The organism is Deinococcus aerophilus (assembly GCF_014647075.1).
GTDB classification, from domain to species: Bacteria; Deinococcota; Deinococci; order Deinococcales; family Deinococcaceae; genus Deinococcus; species Deinococcus aerophilus.
Genome location: NZ_BMOM01000022.1, coordinates 41,657 through 58,483, shown reverse-complemented (window position 1 = coordinate 58,483; position 16,827 = coordinate 41,657). Strand labels below are relative to the sequence as shown.

17 protein-coding genes are annotated in these 16,827 nt (G+C 68.9%); 7 read left to right on the top strand and 10 right to left on the bottom strand.

What is annotated here, in order from left to right; translation table 11 throughout:
• Positions 1 to 137 precede the first annotated feature (137 nt).
• Positions 138 to 329: a hypothetical protein gene (locus tag IEY21_RS12655; RefSeq protein ID WP_188904709.1), complete on the bottom strand. Its 192-nt coding sequence runs from the start codon at positions 327 to 329 to the stop codon at positions 138 to 140.
• 119 nt (positions 330 to 448) lie between these two features.
• Between IEY21_RS12655 and pulA the strand changes: the two genes are divergently transcribed.
• On the top strand, positions 449 to 3,826 hold the full coding sequence (gene pulA, locus IEY21_RS12650; RefSeq protein WP_188904708.1) for a pullulanase-type alpha-1,6-glucosidase: 3,378 nt from the start codon (positions 449 to 451) through the stop codon (positions 3,824 to 3,826).
• A gap of 78 nt (positions 3,827 to 3,904) precedes the next feature.
• Here the strand turns inward: pulA and IEY21_RS12645 are convergent, their stop codons facing one another.
• Positions 3,905 to 5,221 (bottom strand): S41 family peptidase, encoded by a 1,317-nt coding sequence (locus IEY21_RS12645; protein WP_188904707.1) that lies wholly within the window; start codon positions 5,219 to 5,221, stop codon positions 3,905 to 3,907.
• A 130-nt stretch (positions 5,222 to 5,351) separates the two neighbouring features.
• Between IEY21_RS12645 and IEY21_RS17020 the strand changes: the two genes are divergently transcribed.
• From IEY21_RS17020 to rpsP, 5 genes are all read left to right on the top strand, one after another.
• Positions 5,352 to 5,480, top strand: a complete 129-nt coding sequence (locus IEY21_RS17020) for a hypothetical protein (protein WP_268237801.1) — start codon at positions 5,352 to 5,354, stop codon at positions 5,478 to 5,480.
• Positions 5,477 to 6,160: a cell division ATP-binding protein FtsE gene (gene ftsE, locus IEY21_RS12640; RefSeq protein WP_188904706.1), complete on the top strand. Its 684-nt coding sequence runs from the start codon at positions 5,477 to 5,479 to the stop codon at positions 6,158 to 6,160. The genes IEY21_RS17020 and ftsE overlap by 4 nt, the downstream gene beginning before the upstream one ends.
• Entirely contained in the window at positions 6,157 to 7,020 is an 864-nt protein-coding gene (locus IEY21_RS12635) for a permease-like cell division protein FtsX (RefSeq protein ID WP_229753081.1), read from the top strand. Before ftsE ends, IEY21_RS12635 begins: the two co-directional genes overlap by 4 nt.
• A 56-nt stretch (positions 7,021 to 7,076) precedes the next feature.
• On the top strand, positions 7,077 to 8,651 hold the full coding sequence (locus IEY21_RS12630) for a murein hydrolase activator EnvC family protein (RefSeq protein ID WP_188904705.1): 1,575 nt from the start codon (positions 7,077 to 7,079) through the stop codon (positions 8,649 to 8,651).
• Between the two features lie 138 nt (positions 8,652 to 8,789).
• Positions 8,790 to 9,038 (top strand): 30S ribosomal protein S16, encoded by a 249-nt coding sequence (rpsP, locus tag IEY21_RS12625; RefSeq protein WP_188904704.1) that lies wholly within the window; start codon positions 8,790 to 8,792, stop codon positions 9,036 to 9,038.
• 44 nt (positions 9,039 to 9,082) lie between these two features.
• Here rpsP and IEY21_RS12620 read toward each other — a convergent pair whose 3' ends face one another.
• The 7 genes from IEY21_RS12620 to recF form a co-directional block, all read right to left on the bottom strand.
• Positions 9,083 to 9,379, bottom strand: a complete 297-nt coding sequence (locus tag IEY21_RS12620) for a DUF3293 domain-containing protein (RefSeq protein ID WP_229753083.1) — start codon at positions 9,377 to 9,379, stop codon at positions 9,083 to 9,085.
• Positions 9,380 to 9,519: 140 nt separating this feature from the next.
• The gene (locus IEY21_RS12615) at positions 9,520 to 9,912 is read right to left on the bottom strand and encodes a hypothetical protein (protein ID WP_188904703.1); all 393 of its coding nucleotides are present in this window, start codon (positions 9,910 to 9,912) and stop codon (positions 9,520 to 9,522) included.
• Positions 9,909 to 11,036: a tRNA pseudouridine(13) synthase TruD gene (gene truD / locus IEY21_RS12610; protein WP_229753080.1), complete on the bottom strand. Its 1,128-nt coding sequence runs from the start codon at positions 11,034 to 11,036 to the stop codon at positions 9,909 to 9,911. Before truD ends, IEY21_RS12615 begins: the two co-directional genes overlap by 4 nt.
• Before the next feature lie 70 nt (positions 11,037 to 11,106).
• Positions 11,107 to 12,012, bottom strand: a complete 906-nt coding sequence (locus IEY21_RS12605) for a hypothetical protein (protein WP_229753079.1) — start codon at positions 12,010 to 12,012, stop codon at positions 11,107 to 11,109.
• Between the two features lie 91 nt (positions 12,013 to 12,103).
• Complete coding sequence (locus tag IEY21_RS12600; protein WP_188904701.1) at positions 12,104 to 12,784, bottom strand: MogA/MoaB family molybdenum cofactor biosynthesis protein; 681 nt, start codon at positions 12,782 to 12,784, stop codon at positions 12,104 to 12,106.
• Positions 12,785 to 12,829: 45 nt separating this feature from the next.
• Positions 12,830 to 13,741 (bottom strand): DciA family protein, encoded by a 912-nt coding sequence (locus IEY21_RS12595; RefSeq protein ID WP_229753078.1) that lies wholly within the window; start codon positions 13,739 to 13,741, stop codon positions 12,830 to 12,832.
• The gene (gene recF / locus IEY21_RS12590) at positions 13,738 to 14,841 is read right to left on the bottom strand and encodes a DNA replication/repair protein RecF (RefSeq protein WP_188904700.1); all 1,104 of its coding nucleotides are present in this window, start codon (positions 14,839 to 14,841) and stop codon (positions 13,738 to 13,740) included. Before recF ends, IEY21_RS12595 begins: the two co-directional genes overlap by 4 nt.
• Positions 14,842 to 14,978: 137 nt before the next feature.
• Here recF and IEY21_RS12585 point away from each other — a divergent pair, with 137 nt between their 5' ends.
• On the top strand, positions 14,979 to 15,779 hold the full coding sequence (locus IEY21_RS12585; protein WP_229753077.1) for an N-formylglutamate amidohydrolase: 801 nt from the start codon (positions 14,979 to 14,981) through the stop codon (positions 15,777 to 15,779).
• A gap of 13 nt (positions 15,780 to 15,792) precedes the next feature.
• Here IEY21_RS12585 and IEY21_RS12580 read toward each other — a convergent pair whose 3' ends face one another.
• Positions 15,793 to 16,785 (bottom strand): polyprenyl synthetase family protein, encoded by a 993-nt coding sequence (locus tag IEY21_RS12580; RefSeq protein ID WP_188904698.1) that lies wholly within the window; start codon positions 16,783 to 16,785, stop codon positions 15,793 to 15,795.
• Between the last annotated feature and the right edge of the window lie 42 nt (positions 16,786 to 16,827).

Genomic DNA, 16,827 nt, shown 5'->3' with positions numbered 1-16,827 from the left:
TCGCGCTGGTACGCGAGGGGACCGCCGCGGCGGTGGGCGCAGCCGTGCTGGGCAATTATGGCGCCCTGGGAACGGTGGTCGTGCCGTGACCTACAGGCCGCCCGGCGGGGCGGAACCCCGCTCGGGCTGAAGTCGACTCAGATGGAGACACGGCCCGGCAGGGTGGTGGTGTCCTCGGGCTCCTCCGTCCCGATGTCGGGGTTGCCGGGGCCGTCCTGAACGACATCGGGATTGTGCTCATAGCGCTCGGGAATCTTGCGCAGGCTTTCGGCGTCGCTGTGGTGTTCGGGCTTCTCGTCAAAGTGCTCGTCACTGGTGTGTCCGGTCATGGGTTCAGGGTAGGGGGCGCGGGCGGCGGGCAGGTGTGCCGAGGACCAAGACGGGTTCAGCGTGGTTGGGCCTTTGCAGGAGGGCAGCGCCGCCGCCAGCGGGTACACTGACGCCCTACATGAAAACGATGGCAACGTTTCTGACGCTCGCGCTGGCTGCTGCGGCCGCCGCACAAACCCTTCCCGCTCCCACAGCACCGTCCGCGCTGGCCTCCCCGCTGGCGGTGCTCGCCCAGACCGCCCAGACCACCCCACCCATCGCGCAGAACGTGCTGCGCGTGCGCTACCTGCGGCCCGACGGCAAATATGACGGCTGGGGCCTGCACGTCTGGGAAGACACCACCGCCGCGGTGGAATGGAGCAAGCCCCTGCCCCAGACCGGCGTGGACGCGGGCGGCGCGTACTGGGACGTGCCCCTCAAGGCAGGCGCAGCCAAGGTGGGCTTCATCGTCCACAAGGGCGATGAGAAGGATCCGGGCCCGGACCTGTTCGCCGACCCGACCCAGGGACGCGAGGTGCTGGTCCGCAGCGGCAAGGCCGACTTTGCCTACGTCGCGCAGGACGCGCCGGTCCCCGCCAACACCGCGCGCATCAACTATTACCGCCCGGACGGCAAATACGACGGCTGGGGCCTGCACGTCTGGGAGGACACCAGCACACCCACCGAGTGGACCGCGCCGCTGAACCAGACCGGCAGCAACGGCTTTGGCGTGTACTGGGACGTGCCGATGAAAACCGACTGGAAGAAACTGAACTTCATCATCCACAAGGGCGATGAAAAGGACCCAGGCCCGGACATGACCCTGAGCGCCGCACAGGCCAACCCGGCCGGCAGCGCCCAGGCGTGGATCGTCAGCGGCAATACGGCGGTCAACACCACCAAACCGGACACCAGCGTGCGGCAGGTGGGCGACCTGAAAAAGCAGCGGGCGATCATGCTGGAGCGCGATCTGGTGGCCGTCAAACCGGACTTCGTGCAGCCGGGGGCGCTGCTGACGCTGCACACCGCACAGGATGCCTCGCTGAAGCTCACCCCGGCAGGCGTGGACGGCGGCACGACCCTGACCCTGGAGGCCGCGGGCGGACTGACGCCGGCGCTCAAGGCCAAAGCCCCCTATCTGGCCGGTTACACCCTGCTGCGGGTGCGTGCAGAGGACCGGGGCAAGATAGCAGCGGCGCTGCGCGGGCAGCTGGCGGTGTCCTCGGTGATGCCGGACGGCACTGTGCTGGACGCGACCGGAGTGCAGACCGCGTGGGCGCTGGACGATCTGTACGCCTACAGCGGGCCGCTGGGCGTAACCTGGACGGGCAACATGCCCACCGTGCGGGTCTGGGCCCCCACCGCCCAGGACGTGAAACTGCGCCTGAGTGACGCCGACGGCGGGAACGAGAAAACCGTACCCATGACCCGGGGGGAAAACGGGGTCTGGACGGCGGCCGGCGACGCGGGCTGGAAGAACCGCGCCTACCGGTTCGAGACCCGGGTCTTCGCGCCCAGCACGGGAAAAATCGAGACCAACCTCGTGACCGACCCCTATTCGGTGGGCCTGACGCTCAACAGCACGCGCAGCCTGCTGACCGACCTGAACGACCCCGCGCAGAAGCCCACCGGATGGGACACGCTGAAAAAGCCCGCGCTGCGCTCTGTGAATGACCTCAGCTTCTACGAACTGCACCTGCGCGACTTCAGTGCCGCCGACCGGACCGTCCCGGCCGCGCAGCGTGGCACCTACCTGGCCTTCACCCAGAGCGGCAGCGACGGCATGAAACACCTCCGGGCGCTGGCCGACGCGGGACTGAAGGCCATCCACCTGCTGCCCACCTTCGACATCGCCACCATCGACGAGAACAAGGAGGCCTGGAAGTCGGTGGGCAGCGACCTGAGCAAATTCGCTTCCAACAGCGAGGAACAGCAAAAGGCCGTGAACGCCGTCAGGGACGCCGATCCCTACAACTGGGGCTATGACCCGTACCACTACATGGTGCCCGAGGGCAGCTACGCGGTGAAGCCGGGCGAGCGCACCAGGGAATACCGCCAGATGGTCATGGCGCTCAACGCCTCGGGCCTGCGCGTGATTCAGGACGTGGTCTTCAACCACACCAACGCGGCGGGCCAGGCGGAACGCAGCGTGCTGGACAAGATTGTTCCCGGCTACTACCACCGCCTGAACGTGAACGGCGGCGTGGAGAACTCCACGTGTTGCTCGAACACCGCCACCGAACACACCATGATGCGCCGGCTGATGCTGGACACCCTGGTTCTGATGGCGAAAGCCTACAAGGTAGACGGGTTCCGCTTCGACCTGATGGGCCACCACCTCGTTTCGGATATGGCGGCGGCCCGCGCGGCGCTGGACGCCCTGACCGTCTCGAAAGACGGTGTGGACGGCAAGCAGATCTACCTGTACGGCGAGGGCTGGGACTTCGGCGAGGTTCAGGGCAACAAGCGCGGCGTGAACGCCACCCAGACCAACATGTACGGTCAGGGCATCGGCACCTTCAACGACCGCATCCGGGACGCGGTGCGGGGGGGCAACCCGTTTGGAGGCCTGCAGGAACAGGGCTTCGCCACCGGGCTGGTGGGCCTGCCCAATGGGCAGCCGGGCAACACCGACGCGGCCAAGCTGCTGCAACTCTCCGACTTGATCCGCGTGGGCCTGACCGGCAACCTGCGCGATTACAAACTGACCAACGCGGCGGGACAGACCGTGACGGGCGCGGGAATCAAATACGGTGACGCTCCGGCCGGATACGCCGCCTCTCCCCGAGAGAGCATCAACTACGCCAGCGCCCACGACAACCAGACCCTCTACGACGCCGTGCTGCTCAAGGCCCCGCTGAACGCGACCCCGGCCCAGCGCACCCGCATGCAGAACCTGGCCAACAGCCTCATCCTGCTGGGGCAGGGCCTGCCCTTCAGCACCTCGGGCGACGACCTGTTGCGCTCCAAGAGCTTCGACACCGACAGCTACAACAGCGGCGACTGGTTCAACACCATCGACTGGACCGGGCAGACCAACGGCTTCGGCCGGGGCCTCCCGATGGCCGAGAAGAACGGGGGCAACTGGGACCTGTACCGCCCCATCCTGGGCAACGCGGCGCTGAAGCCCAGCCCGGCCGACATCCAGCGGGCCTTCGATTCTTACCGCGAGTTCCTGCGGGTGCGCTACTCCTCGGACCTGTTCCGCATGGAAACGGCGGCGCAGGTGCAGCGCGGCCTGACCTTCCTGAATACGGGCCCCAAACAGCTTCCCGGCGTGATTGCCATGAAGCTCAGCGGCGCGGTCAGCCCGACCAATCCCTATAAGAACATCGTGGTGGTTTTCAACGGAGGCGGCAAGGCCGTGACCCTGAACGACGCGGCCCTGGCCGGCCTGAAGCTGAGCCTGCACCCGGCCCTGGCCGCGAGCAGCGATCCCGTGGTCAAGACGAGCAAGGTCAGCGGCAACGGCGTGACCGTGCCGGGATTGACCACCGCGGTGTTTGTCGGCAAGTAGGGACCAACCGCCCAAAAGATTGCCCCTCCCGCAACAGCCGGGGAGGGGCAATCTTTGAGTTTGGCCCGGATTCCCTGATTACTTCAGCAGGTCCAGGGCCTTTTGCAAAATGGCGTCGTTCTGCACGTCCACCACAGCCTCACCCTGGGTGGCGCTGCGGGTCGGACGCTTGACCTCGCCGGTGTAGGTGAACTTGCCGTCCTTGTCGGCGGTGACCGTCACGGGCTTGCCCCCCACGTTCAGGGTGATCTTGTCGCCCGCCGTCAGACCGCTGCCGCTGAAGTTCAGCGCCGTGGTGTTGCGGGTGTCCTTCACCACGATATCGGGCGTAACGCCCTTCTTGTGGATCTGGCGGCCCTTGGGGGTCAACCACTCGCTGTTCACGATGGCGACCTTGCCGCCGTCGGGCAGATTGATCGGAATCTGGGCCACACCCTTACCGAAGGTCTGCTCCCCGATGACCTGTGCCCGGCCCTTGTCCTGCAGCGCCCCGGAAACAACCTCGGAGGCGGACGCGCTGTTCTTGTTCACCAGCACCACGAGTTTGCCGGTGTAGTCGGTGGGCTGGTTGCGGGCAGTGCCGAAGACCTCGGTCTTCTTGTTGCGGTCGCGCAGGCTCACGATGGGACCGCTCTGCAGGAACTGATCGGCCACGTCCACCCCGGCATTGAGCAGACCGCCACCGTTGTCGCGCAGGTCCAGAATCAGCTTCTGCACGTTCTTCTTCTTCATGTCGGCCACGGCGGCGCGGAACTGCTGGCTGACCTTCTCGTTGTAGAAGGTGTTCAGCGCGATGTAGCCCACGTTGCCGGGCAGAATGGTCTGTTCCACATCCACGATGGTCACCGGCTGGCGCTCCATCTTGACGGTGTAGGGCTTGCCCCCCCGCGCGAAGGTGATGGTGACGGTGGTGCCCTGCTTGCCGCGTACCAGACGCACGATCTCGTTGAGCTTGCTGTTGATCACCTCGGTGTCGTCCACCTTGACGAACACGTCACCGATCTGCACGCCCGCGGCGATGGCCGCCCCGGTCTTGAACACATTGTCGATCTTGCCCCCGGTGCCGTCCGGGTTGGCAGCGACGAGCTGCACGCCGATGCCGTAGAAGTTGCCCGCAAGGTTCTCGGCGTCGATGGCATTGTCTTCAGGCTGGCTGTAGTAGGTGAATTCATCGTTCAGGCTGCCCACCGCGCCGTTGATCGCGCCGCGCAGCAGTTTGTCCTCGTCCACCGGGTAGAGGTAATACTGCTTGAGATCCCCGATCACGTCCAGCAACGTCTTGCCGACGGCAGAATTGGTGAGGTTGGTTTGGGAGTAGCCGCCGAGCTGCGCGTAGGCAACGGCGGCCGTGGCCGTCAGCGCGGCCCCCACAATGGTCAGGCGTTTGGCATTCACCCCTACAGGATAGTGTGGGCAGGTGAAGCCCTATTGAGGCCGAGGTGACAGCTCTGGCTCCCCGGGTGTGCGGCTCCCTGACCATTTCTTTACGGTATAGAGGGGGTCTGGGCTATGCTGGGCGGCGAGCATGAACAGCCTGTCTTTGAACGTCGCCGTCTTTATCGCGCTTGGGGTGCGCTTCCCGGCCCTCAGCACCTGCCGGGTCTGTCCGGCCGCGGCCCGCCTGGGTCCCGGCGCCGCTGCGGTGGCCGCGTGATCCAGTTCCACAACGTTTCGCTGGCATATCCGGTGACCCATACCCTGGCGCTGGACGACGTGAGCCTGCGCATCGGCAAGGGAGAGTTCGCGTATCTGGTGGGCCACTCGGGTGCGGGCAAGAGCAGTTTCATGAACCTGGTGCTCAAGCGGGCGCTGCCCACCGGCGGCGAGGTCCGGGTGGCGGGCGAGCCGCTGTCGCACTACCGGGGCCGCCGCACCGCGCTGCTGCGCCGGCGCATGGGAACGGTGTTTCAGGACAACCTGCTGCTCGCGCACCTGAACGCCTTCGACAATGTGGCCTTCGCGCTGCGGGTCACCGGCGTTCACCAGCGCGAGTGGCCTTCGCGGGTCACGGCGGCGCTGCGCACGGTGGGGCTGGAACACAAGAAGCATGCCCTGCCGGTGCAGCTCTCGCAGGGCGAACAGCAGCGCATCGCCATCGCGCGGGCCATCGTGGCCGACCCCCCACTGCTGCTCGCCGACGAACCGACCGGCAACCTCGACCCGGAGAACAGCCGCGAGGTGCTCAAGGTGCTGCAGAATGTCAACCTGCGCGGCACCACGGTTATCGTTGCCACCCACGCCCGTGAACTGGTGGAAACCTACCGCCACCGCACCCTGACGCTGCGCAAGGGCAAACTGGTGCGCGACGATCCCTACGGCGGGTACGCGCTGTGAGGTACCACCTCCGCCAGGCGCTACTCGCCATGCGCGGCAACATCACGGCGACGCTCGCCACGCTGGTGACCATGACCCTGACCCTGCTGATGCTGGGCTTCGTATTGCTGCTCACCCTGAACGTGGACCGCACGCTGGCCCAGCTGGAATCGCAGGTGGAAGTCGCCGCCTTCCTGAAGCCCGAGGCCGCCGAGGCGGACCTGCTCGCCCAGGTGCGGGCGCTGCCGCAGGTCCGCGAGGCGCGGCTGGTCACGCGTGAGCAGGTCCTCGACGAGATGACCCGCGACTCGCCGTACACCCGCGACGCGGCGGATCTGGTGGGCAATCCCTTTCCCGATACCCTGCGCATGAAGGTCAGTCGGGTGGAAGACTCGCGCACGGTGGCGGCGGCGGTCTCTCAGCTCAGCGGTGTGGAGGACGTGGAATACGGCGCCGGCTACGTGGACCCCACCGTGCGGACGCTCACGGCCGTGCGCGGCTCGGGGTACGCCCTGGTCGGCCTGTTGCTGCTGGGCACCCTGTTCAATATCCTGAATGCGGTGCGGGTGGCGATGTATGCCCGGCGCGACGAGATCAGCGTGATGCGGCTGCTGGGCGCAACCCGCGCGTTTATCCGCATGCCCCACGTGATCGAGGGCCTGCTTGTGGGCATCGTGGCGGCGGCGCTGGCGCTGGCGCTGCTGACGCCCACCTACCTGGGCCTGGCCGGGCGCGTGCGCGAGCTGGCCCCGGTGTTCCCGGTAGTAACCGATCCCGAGACGCTGCTGCCGGTGCTCGGCGGGGTGGCCGTGCTCGGCGTGCTTGTGGGGCTGGTGGGCAGTCTGTTCGCCACCCGGCGCTACCTGCGGGAGCTGGAGTGAGGCAAGGGGCGCCGCGCCGCGGGCCGGATACGGTGGCCGTCCGGTCGACTGCGGCCATGCTGCTGGGCGCGCTGCTGATCGGTGGGGTGGGAGCGCAGACGGCTCCATCCTCCAGCGCGGCGCCGCCGGTCAGCACCCGCCCGGCCAGACCTGCGCTGCAACTGCCCACGACCAGTCAGCGCCTGGAACAGCTGCAACGCGAACTGAAAGAGCAAAAGCAGCTCAGCGCCCAGCAGGCCAAGGAACTGGAGCGGCTGCGCGGGAACATCCAGAACCTCAGCGCGCAGCAAAAGGAAACGCTCGCGCAGCTCGACGCCCTGGCCGCGCAGGTGGCGGAGCTGGAAAACGAGCTGGCCGCCCTGAATGTCCGCACGGACCAGGCCGAGCGGCAGCTCGCCGACACGACCTCCCAGCTGTCGGTCACGCAGACCCGGGTCGAGCGCCTGAAGAGCGACGTGCGCGAGATCCTGAACACCATGTACCGCAGCCGCAGCGGCGATTACCTGGGGCTGCTGTCTCAGTCGCGCAGCCTGTCGGACCTGCTGATCCGGTTGCGGTACTCGAATCTGGCCGCCCGCTACAACGCGGGCATCATTCAGAACCTGAAAGACGAGGTGCAGACCCTGGAGGAGCAGCGGCAGCAGCAGGACCAGCAGACCCGGCAGCTGCGCGACCTGCAGGCCCAGCGCACGGCTGCCCTGAACAGCCTGAAGGCCCGGCGCACCCAGCAGAACCAGCTGCTGGCCAGGCTGCGCTCCAGCGAGCAGGGCCAGCGGACCCTGGCCGCCCAGCGCCAGGCCGAGCGCGCCCTGACCGCCCGCACCATCGACACACTGGTAACCCAGGTGGTCGCCGAACGCCAGCGCATTGAGGCCGAGCGTCAGCGCCGTCTGGCCGAGGAACGCCGCCGCCGCGAGGAGGAACAGCGCCGCATCCGCGAGGCCCAGGAACGCGCCCGGCAGGAGGCCCTGCGTCTGGCCCGGGTCAAGGCCGAGCAGGAGCGGGTCGCGCGTGAGCAGGCCCGGCAGCGCGCCGCCGCGCAGGCTGCCCTGGAAGCCCGCCTGCAGGCCCAGCGCCAGCAGGCTGCCCGGCAGGCCTCGCAAAGGGCCGCCGAACAGGCCCGCGTGCGGGCCCAGCAGCAGCTCGCCGCCCAGCAGGAAAGCCAGCGGCAACGCGAACTTCAGCTGCAGCGTGAGCAGGCGGCCCTGCAACAACGCAGCGAGCAGGTCGAGCAGGTTCAGCAGAGAATCGAGCAGGAACTGACCCCGCTGCCGGCCCTGACCGGACCGCTGGGCTTTCCGCTGCCGGGCGGGCGGGTCAGCCTGCCCTACGGCTCGGACGGCTCGCCGTGGGTCGTGCTGGCCGGTACGGACGATGCCCAGGCCGTCTGTGCGCTGGAAGGCAACGTGATGGCGGTGACGTACTACGCCTCGCTGGGCTGGGTGGTCCTCGTCGACCATTCCAGCACGGTCAGCGCCTATTTCGGCCTGCGCGATCCGCTGGTCAGCGTGGGCAACCGGGTCGAGCGCGGCACGCCGCTGGGTACGGTGGGCGGCTCGCAGATCATCGGGCCGCAGCGCATGGCCTTTCAGTATCGCCAGGACGGTGTGCCGGTACCGCCGGGGTTCTAGGACCCCTTGCCTTTCCTCACGCGGCCCTGATACTCTGCTTCGGTGCGCGGCCCGGTTGGCTGCTGTCGGCCCGCATGAACCCCGCCATCCTAGCGGGAGCAGTACCCTCAAAAACCCCCCCCTCAGAGGTCCACTCGCATGGTCAAGATTCGCCTGTCCCGTTTCGGTTCCACCCATAACCCCCACTACCGCATCGTCGTCACCGATTCGCGCCGTCCGCGCGACGGGGGCTACATCGAGAACCTGGGCCACTACGATCCCCGCAAGACCTCGGAGAACTACCTGAAGGTCAACGTGGAGCGTGCCCAGCACTGGCTCGCCCAGGGCGCACAGCCCACCGACACGGCCCGCCGGGTGCTGAAGTCGCAGGGCGTCAAGTTCTCCTGAAGGCAAGTTTCAAATCAGAGGCTCCTGCGGGAGCCTTTTTTCGTTCACGCTGAGGAAGTCACCCAGCGCCGCTCGATCACCATCCTCCCGGGCCACAGCCACACCAGGGCGGCCCGGCGGCCCACTCCGAACAGCACCGCCGCCTGCCCAAAATGCCGGCCCAGCGCCGCAGCCTCCCGCAGGGAGACGCGGCTCAGAATCACCGACGGCTCGGCCCACCCACCGTCACCGTTGATTCCCATCCGGAACGGGCGGTCCTGGATCATGGCGAGCAGGGCTCCTTCGGCCCGCCGGTTGTCGGCGTCGGGCTGGCGCTGACCGGCCGGATTCCAGGCCGTGATGATGGCCCAGTTCCCCGCTGCCCAGTCCTGCGGTTCCCGCTCTGCCGGGCGCGAAGTCCGCGAAGCGGCCGTCAGGCGAACCCGGTCGTCCGGCGTGCCGTAGGTGGCCCCCAGAAAGGCGGGTTGGGGGGTGCCCGCGCTCAGCGCCCCACCGTCGCCATGACGTTGACCACTGTGCCCTCGCGGAAGCGCAGGACCAGGCTGACCTTCTGGCCGGTCCTGAACTTGCCGCCCAGCACCACGCGGTAGCCCGAGTCCGAGCTGAGAATCACGCTGCCCTGGATGGGCACCGCCGACACGACCCCGCAGCGCGGGGTGCACTTCATGAGGCGGGCGCGGCCCACGCTGCTCCACACGCCGGTGAGTTCATTGTTGCGCGGCACGCGCACCCGGCCCGTGACCAGCGCGCCGCCGTAGGTCGGAGACAACGACAGCGCCGCCGACATTCCCGGCACGCCCTGCACCGCGTTGGCTCCCGCGCTCAGGCCCCCCGACAGCCCGGCGATCAGCAGCCACAGCCGGGCAACGTTCATCCGTGGGCCTCCGGGATGTCCTGAAACGGGCCTTCTGCATCCCGGTCATCTGCCTCACCGTCCAGTTCTGCACCGTTGTGCTCCGCCTCGGCCAGCGCCGGACCGTCTACTCCCGTCTTCATCACCTCGCGCAGCACGCTGGTGGCAAAACTGCCGCGGGGTAGCGTGAAGGCCATGGTGTACCCGTCCTCCTCGGGAACCACCGAGCCGTCCTCCAGAAAGACGCGAGTCAGGCGGCGGTCCCCATGGCGCGAGGTGAACACCTGTGGAGTCAGGCCAAAGGCGGACAGGGCCTCGCGCTCCAGCTCACCGGCTTCCAGAACCAGCGGCCGGGTTTTCTTGCCGAACAGGGTACCGGTGGCGCTGACCTCTCCCCGGGCGGCCCGCGGCGACTCCAGGGCCGCGTCCTCGACCATGAAGACCCCGCCGGTGTCATGCTTCTTGGCCATGTCGCCCGTGAGCAGTCCCGCGAACACGCCGCGCTCCAGCCGCAGGCTGACAAAGGCATTGAACACCGCGCTCTGCACGCTGGCGGTCAGAAAGCGCCGCACGCGCGGATCGCGCAGCCGTGACTCTCCGCGCAGCACCCTCAATCCCTCCTCGGCATTCAGGCCGCCCAGCCCGAAGCGCTGCGGCCCGAAGTAATTGGGGACCCCACTGTCCTTCAGGAGTTGCAGGGCCTCCGCCGCCGCCCCGGCCTGGTCCGGCGCTCCGCGCACCCGCACCACGAAACGGTTGCCCCGCAGGTGGCCCATGCCCAGCTTGTTGCCGTGCCGGGTGGTTTCCAGAATCCGCACGCCGCCGAGCTGGAACTGTCCCAGCCGCTCCTCATGCTTGGCCGGAACACTCAGCCACTGGGTCGTGACCGCGTGGCGGTCCTTGAGGCCCGCGACGCCAATGTCGCGCTCGCGAATGCCCAGCTGAGCAGCCAGTTCGCGCAGCACATGGGCGGTGGTGTGCCCGGTTTTCTCTACACGCAGGTACAGGTGCTCTCCCTGCCCGGCCAGCGCATAGGCCGGCACCTCTTCTACCCGGAAATCGCTGGCCTCGCGGCGCAGCGTGCCCCCGGTGCCGTCTCCATGTGTCAGCGCCCTGAGCGCCGTCCAGTCAAACACCAAACTCACGATCTGCCCACCATACCTGCCCGCCGCCTGATAGGCGTGAGAAGCGGGCGGCGCTCCGCCCATCCGGGCTTCAGTTCAGCACGCGTTGGTCGGCCCGCGCCGTGGGGGTCCAGTCGGCGCGGAACAGGTGCGGATCGCTGGAAGGGTCCGGGCCATACCACACCCGTACGCCGCTGTCGCGCCCGTTCATGGGGAGCAGCGCCTCCTGCCCGGCGCGCAGTTCGGCGAGCACCCGGCCGTCGGGGCCGCGCACCCGGTACCACGCATTGATGCCGGCCGGCGACCACCCGGCGAGCAGCAGTGGACGCCGCGAGATGTTCTTGAGGTGTGCTCCACGCTCGCTGAGCGTCACACTCAGGTCCGGCCACTCGGGGGTCACCGTGCGGTGCCAGCGGGCCTGAAAGTTCAGGGGGGACGGGCGGCCTGCGGCGACGGCCCCGCCGGTGCCCCGGCCCGGATACAGCACCACGCCCAGCAGCCCCGCCGCCCCGGCGAGCAGCGCGCCCACGGCGGCCACAAACGCCAGTGGCTGCGGGTCTGGGGCGTTCAGAACCGCTGCCATCAGGGCCACCCCGCCCAGCAGACCCACCAGCGGCCATGCGGGCGAGGGCCGCGTGGCCACGCGGCGATACGGCAGCGGCCAGAACTCAGCGAGCAGCAGCGCCGCCGCCCCGATTCCGAACAGGGCCGGAACATCCAGCGTGGGCGTCAGCAGCAGCAGGGCCAGCCCCGGCAGCGCCCACCACGCCACGCGCGGCAGATACCCCAGTCGGGCCTCCCGCGCCACCCGCAGCAGCCAGTACAGCGCGATCAGCCCGAGGGCCAGCGCGAAGGGCAGGGTGATTTCAGTGATGGGCGTCAGGGCGAGCAGGGCGGCGCTGAGCGGCACTCCTGCCAGCAGCTCCACGGTGGCCCCGGAAGACGGCGCGGGGAGCTGTACGGCGGTCTGCAACAGGATGAACGGTGTGTCTGACATCACGTAACTCCCAGCGGGCGGGGCCCCTCCGGACTCGGGGCGACTTCTCTTGCGGCAAGGGTCCCGGGGGTTCCGTCACCCCGGGTCCGGATCAGCGCTCCTCCCGGCGGTGTCGGCCCAGTCCAGCCGCCACGCCCCCGTTCGCAGGTGTGGCGGGCCGGGCCGGCGCAGCCGGGACGGAAGGTGAAGACACGGACGGGCCGCCGGTGATCACGCCGGGCTGCCCGTGGCGCTCGACCTCGAAGGCCAGGTGGCCGATCTCGTCGCGCAGAATGCCCTCCCACGCAGTCTGGACGGCATTCAGGCTGCCGGGCATGGCGAAGACTGCCGCGCCCCGGCACAGGCCCCCCAGCGCCCGGGAAAGCATCGCCGCGCCGCCGACCTGCTGGTAGCTGAGCATGCGGAACAGCTCTCCGAAACCAGGAATGGGCTTGGTAATCAGCGACTCGACCACCGGCACGGTCACGTCGCGCCCGGTCAGGCCGGTGCCGCCGCTGGAGAGCACCACCGTCGCCTCCCGCACGAACTGCACCAGCGCGGAGCGAATCTGCACGGCGTCGTCGCGCACCACCCGGTACTGCACCACCTCGTGGCCGGCCGCCTTCAGTTCGCCCAGCAGGTACTGCCCGCTGGTGTCGGTCTCGGCCGTGCGGGTGTCACTGATGGTGAGCACCGCCACCCGCACGGCACGCGGCGCGGCGGCGCGGTGCTGGGCCGAGGACGGAGAAGCGCTGCCGCCGGGCACGCCGGGGGAAGGGGGGGCGTCGGTCATGCGGTCACGATACCCCCGCCCGCCGGGGCGCGACCAGCGTGGGCTTCACCGTTCCGGGGGAAAACCGGGGGGACGACCTGCCCCGAGCACCTTGCGGGCCCCGCCGGGCAGCAGCGCGTGGTCCGAGGGCTTCAGCGCCGCGCGCGGCCGCCGCAATTTCAGGGCCAGATACACCGCCGCCTGCTGCGCCAGGAATTCGCGGTAGCCCCCCTCCTGGCCGCTGCGCACACATTCCAGGGCAAGCAGTTCCAGCTGCTCTTCCAGGCGCTGCAGGGCCAGGTGACGGGCCGCGTTGGCCCCGCTGTCACCCAGCATGTCGGGCAGGTCCAGCAGGTGTTCGGGGTGGCGCAGCAGCGTCCGCGACAGCCGCCGGACGATGGGGTCCTCCAACGTCAGGGCGCACGCACGGCACGGCTGCTCGCGGCTGGCCTCGCCGCACACCGGGCACGGGCGCCAGCCCTGGGCCTCGCGCCACTTGCGCGAGCGGGTAATGGCCTCGGCAGCGCGCAGGGCGGCCGGACGCAGGTCCTCACCCACCTCCTGCACCAGTTCGCGGGCACGCTCACGGTCGGGGGCGGGCAGCGGTGCGGGCGTGGGGGCCAGCGCCGGCACACGGACGCTGCCCACGCTGAAGCGGATCTCGCTCAGCGGAGCGTCGCTCAGCGCGGCATTTAGCGCCTTGAGAAAGTGGTGGCGCTGCATGGTGAGATGGTGGGCGGTGGCGCTGTCACGGACCTCCACGAACAACACCCCGCCCTGCTGCGAGCGGGGCCGCGTGATGCGGGCAATCTCCGGCCCGACCGCGCCCGGCCACGCCAGGATCGCCCGCGCCCGGCCCACCCCCTTGGCAATGCGCGCCGTGCCCAGGGTGGCGCCCATCAGTTCCCCGAGGCCGCGCGGTCCACTCAAGCGGCGGCCCCGGTTGTTGCGTTCTCCGTTGTACCGGTCACGGCTCATATGTGGACCTCCAGCGGCAGTGCCGTCAGCCCGTCCAGCTCGGAAGCGGGGGCGTCGGCGGGCGTGAACCGGCCCGCCTGCGCCCGGTAGTGCAGGGCGGCGCCGGGAGGGCGCTCGGTGCCGGTCACGATGGCCTGCGGCACGCCCGCCGCCAGCTCCAGCAAAAAGGCCCGCCTCCCCGGATCGAGTTCGGCGCTGAAGTCGTCGATGAGCAGCACCGGCTGCTCGCCAAAGCGCTCGGCGAGCAGTTCCAGCTCGGCGCGGCGCAGCGCCAGGGCCACCGTGCGCCCCTCGCCCCGGCTGGCATATTCACCCGCCGACAGCCCGCCCAGCGTCAGCGTCAGATCGTCGCGGTGCGGCCCGGTCACGGTGGACCCGCGCGACACCTCCTCGCCGCGCCGCGCGGCCAGATCGGCGGCGTAGGTCTCGGGCGTGGTGGATTCCAGCAGGGTCAGTTCCAGGGCCTTGCGGCTGCCCAGCGCCGCGTTGGATTCCGAGGCCAGTTCGCCCAGCCGGGTCAGGGCCCGGCGACGGAACTTCATGATCTCCCCTCCCAGGCCCACCAGCGCGTCGTCCCACACCGACATGGCCCACTCCTCCCCGCCGCGCAGGGCCGCGTTGCGCTGCGAGACGGTGCGCTCGTAACGGGTGAGCTGCTGGCCGTAGCGCGCACTCAGGCGCGAGAGCAGCGAGTCCAGGTAGGCCCGGCGCACGCTGGGCGAGCCAAACACCAGTTCGCTGTCCTCGGGACGGATCCACACCGCGCTGCCGCGCGGTAGGTCGCCCGCACGCACCCGCACACCGTCTACCTTGAGCTGCCGCCGCCCCCGTCCCAGGCCGACCTCCTGCACGCTCAGGCTGCCGCCCGATTCCAGGTCGGCGCGCACATATGCCTCCTGCTCGCCCGATTGCACCAGCTGTTCCAAGCGGGTCACGTCGGTCTGGCCGGTCAGCGCGAGGTAGGCCGCCTCCAGCAGGTTGGTCTTGCCCGCGCCGTTCTCACCGAACACACCCGTCACACCCGCACCAAAACGCAGCGTACACGGCGCGAGGTTGCGGTAATTCAGGGTAGACAGGGACTCCAGACGCACAGCATTCATTCTAGGCCGAACGGCCCGGTCTTTCTGTGGCGCGCTGCGTAAGCGCCATTCATGCTGCAGCAGTTCCTGACATGAAGGCTCGCGGCGCAGAACTTCATGCCGCGGAGGTGACCCCGGCCACCCCGTATGCTCGGACCGTGACTCCTGAGCGCACCTCCCTGCTGATCGTTACCCCCCATCCCTCGGGCCAGCTTCCAGCCGACGTGCTGCGCGAGATGCTGGGCGACGACATCTTCGACACCCCGGCGCGCGAGGCCTTCTTGCAACGTCTCTTTGACGACGGCGACGCCTACACCGATCTGCTGTACTCGCTGCCCGGCGCGCGGCACGTGCAGGCTCCCTGGAGCCGCTTTGCCGTGGACCTCAACCGTGAGCGCGACGACCGGGTGGACAACGGCGTGATCAAGCACACTGATTTTGACCGCCGGCCGCTCTACGGCCCCGGGTACGACCTCTCGGAACAGGCGCGTGAGGAGCGGTTGCGGCGCCTCTGGGACCCCTTCGACGCCGCCGTGACCGCAGCGCTGTCCGGCGCGCGGTTGATGATCGTGGGCCACAGCATGGCCCCGTTTGGCCCGAAGCTGGGCCTGGACACCGGCACCCCCCGTCCCGCCATCTGCCTGATGCCCGGCACCGAGGCGGCCCCCACCTTTCCGCACGACCGGTGGGGGGCGCTGCAGAACGCTGCCGAGACCGCCTTTGCCGACGTGATCAACGCCAGCCCCTACCGCCGCGTGACGCTGGGTGAGCCGTGGAGCACGGATACCCTCAGCCTGAGCCACAGCCGCCGCAGCGGGGTGCCCGCCTTCGGCATCGAGTTCAATGCTGGCCTGCATCTGCAAGAAGGCCGGCCCGTGGACGCGGTGATGCGACAGATGAATGCGGCGTTCGCGGTGTTCGCGGAGGCGGCGCTGCAACTGGTACACAGCGGCGACTGAAGAAAAAGGGGGGCTAAGCTTCGCGCGTCGCGAGCTTCCGCATGGCCGCCATCAGTTCCCCGGCCGCCTGCACGTCCGGTGCATCCTGGAAGGCCCCGGCGAGCAGTGCCAGACCCTCCTGGGCCTGGGCGTGGGCATAGGCCTGGGCATGGGCCACGCTGCCGCTGTCCAGCAGCCAGCGGTGAATCTTGGCGATGGTGTGGGGGTCCTTGTCGGGGCGGTTCAGGCCCATCTGCTGCAAGAAAACCTGACGCTGTTCGGGCGGAGCGGTGTTCAGCCAGTGCAGCACGATCAGGGTGCGCTTGCCTTCCAGCAGGTCGCCGCCGATCTCCTTGCCGTACTTGACCGCGTCGCCCGCCAGATTCAGCACGTCGTCGCGGATCTGAAAGGCCGCGCCCAGCGCCAGCCCGGCGGGCGTGAACTGTTCGGATGGCCGGGCCCCCGCCGCCAATGCGCCCAGCCGCAGCGGAATGACCACCGTGTAATACGCGGTCTTCTGCTCCACCATCTCCAGGTAATCGGCCTCGGCCAGATCCCAGCGGCGGTCCTCCACCCAGCACAGGTCCAGGTGCTGGCCCCGGGCGGTGTGGTGGATCATGTTCAGGAATTCGTCCATGGCGCCGGGCACGCCCGCACGGTGAACGGCGGCCCACATGTACGCGTGCAGCGCGTCGCCGGCATTGATTGCCAGCGGAACCCCGTGCAGGCGGTGCAGTGCGGGCTGGCCGCGGCGCTCCTCCGAGTCATCCTCGATGTCGTCGTGGATCAGCACCCAGTTCTGAAACAGTTCCAGTGCCGCCGCCAGCCACAGCGCCGCGTCCCAGCCGGGCGTATCCTGCTGCACCCCGTGGACACGGGCGCTCGCCAGCAGCAACTCACTGCGGATGCCCTTGCCGCCCCGCCGGGGATAGTCGCGCAGCATGCCAGCGTATTGCCGGAGTTCGGACCGTCCTTCCTGGGGGTCGGGCAGCAGCGAGAGCACGCGGGACAGCAGTTCGGAACGCATTAAGACGCAGTCTAGCCGTCCGCAACATAAAGGGAACCGTAT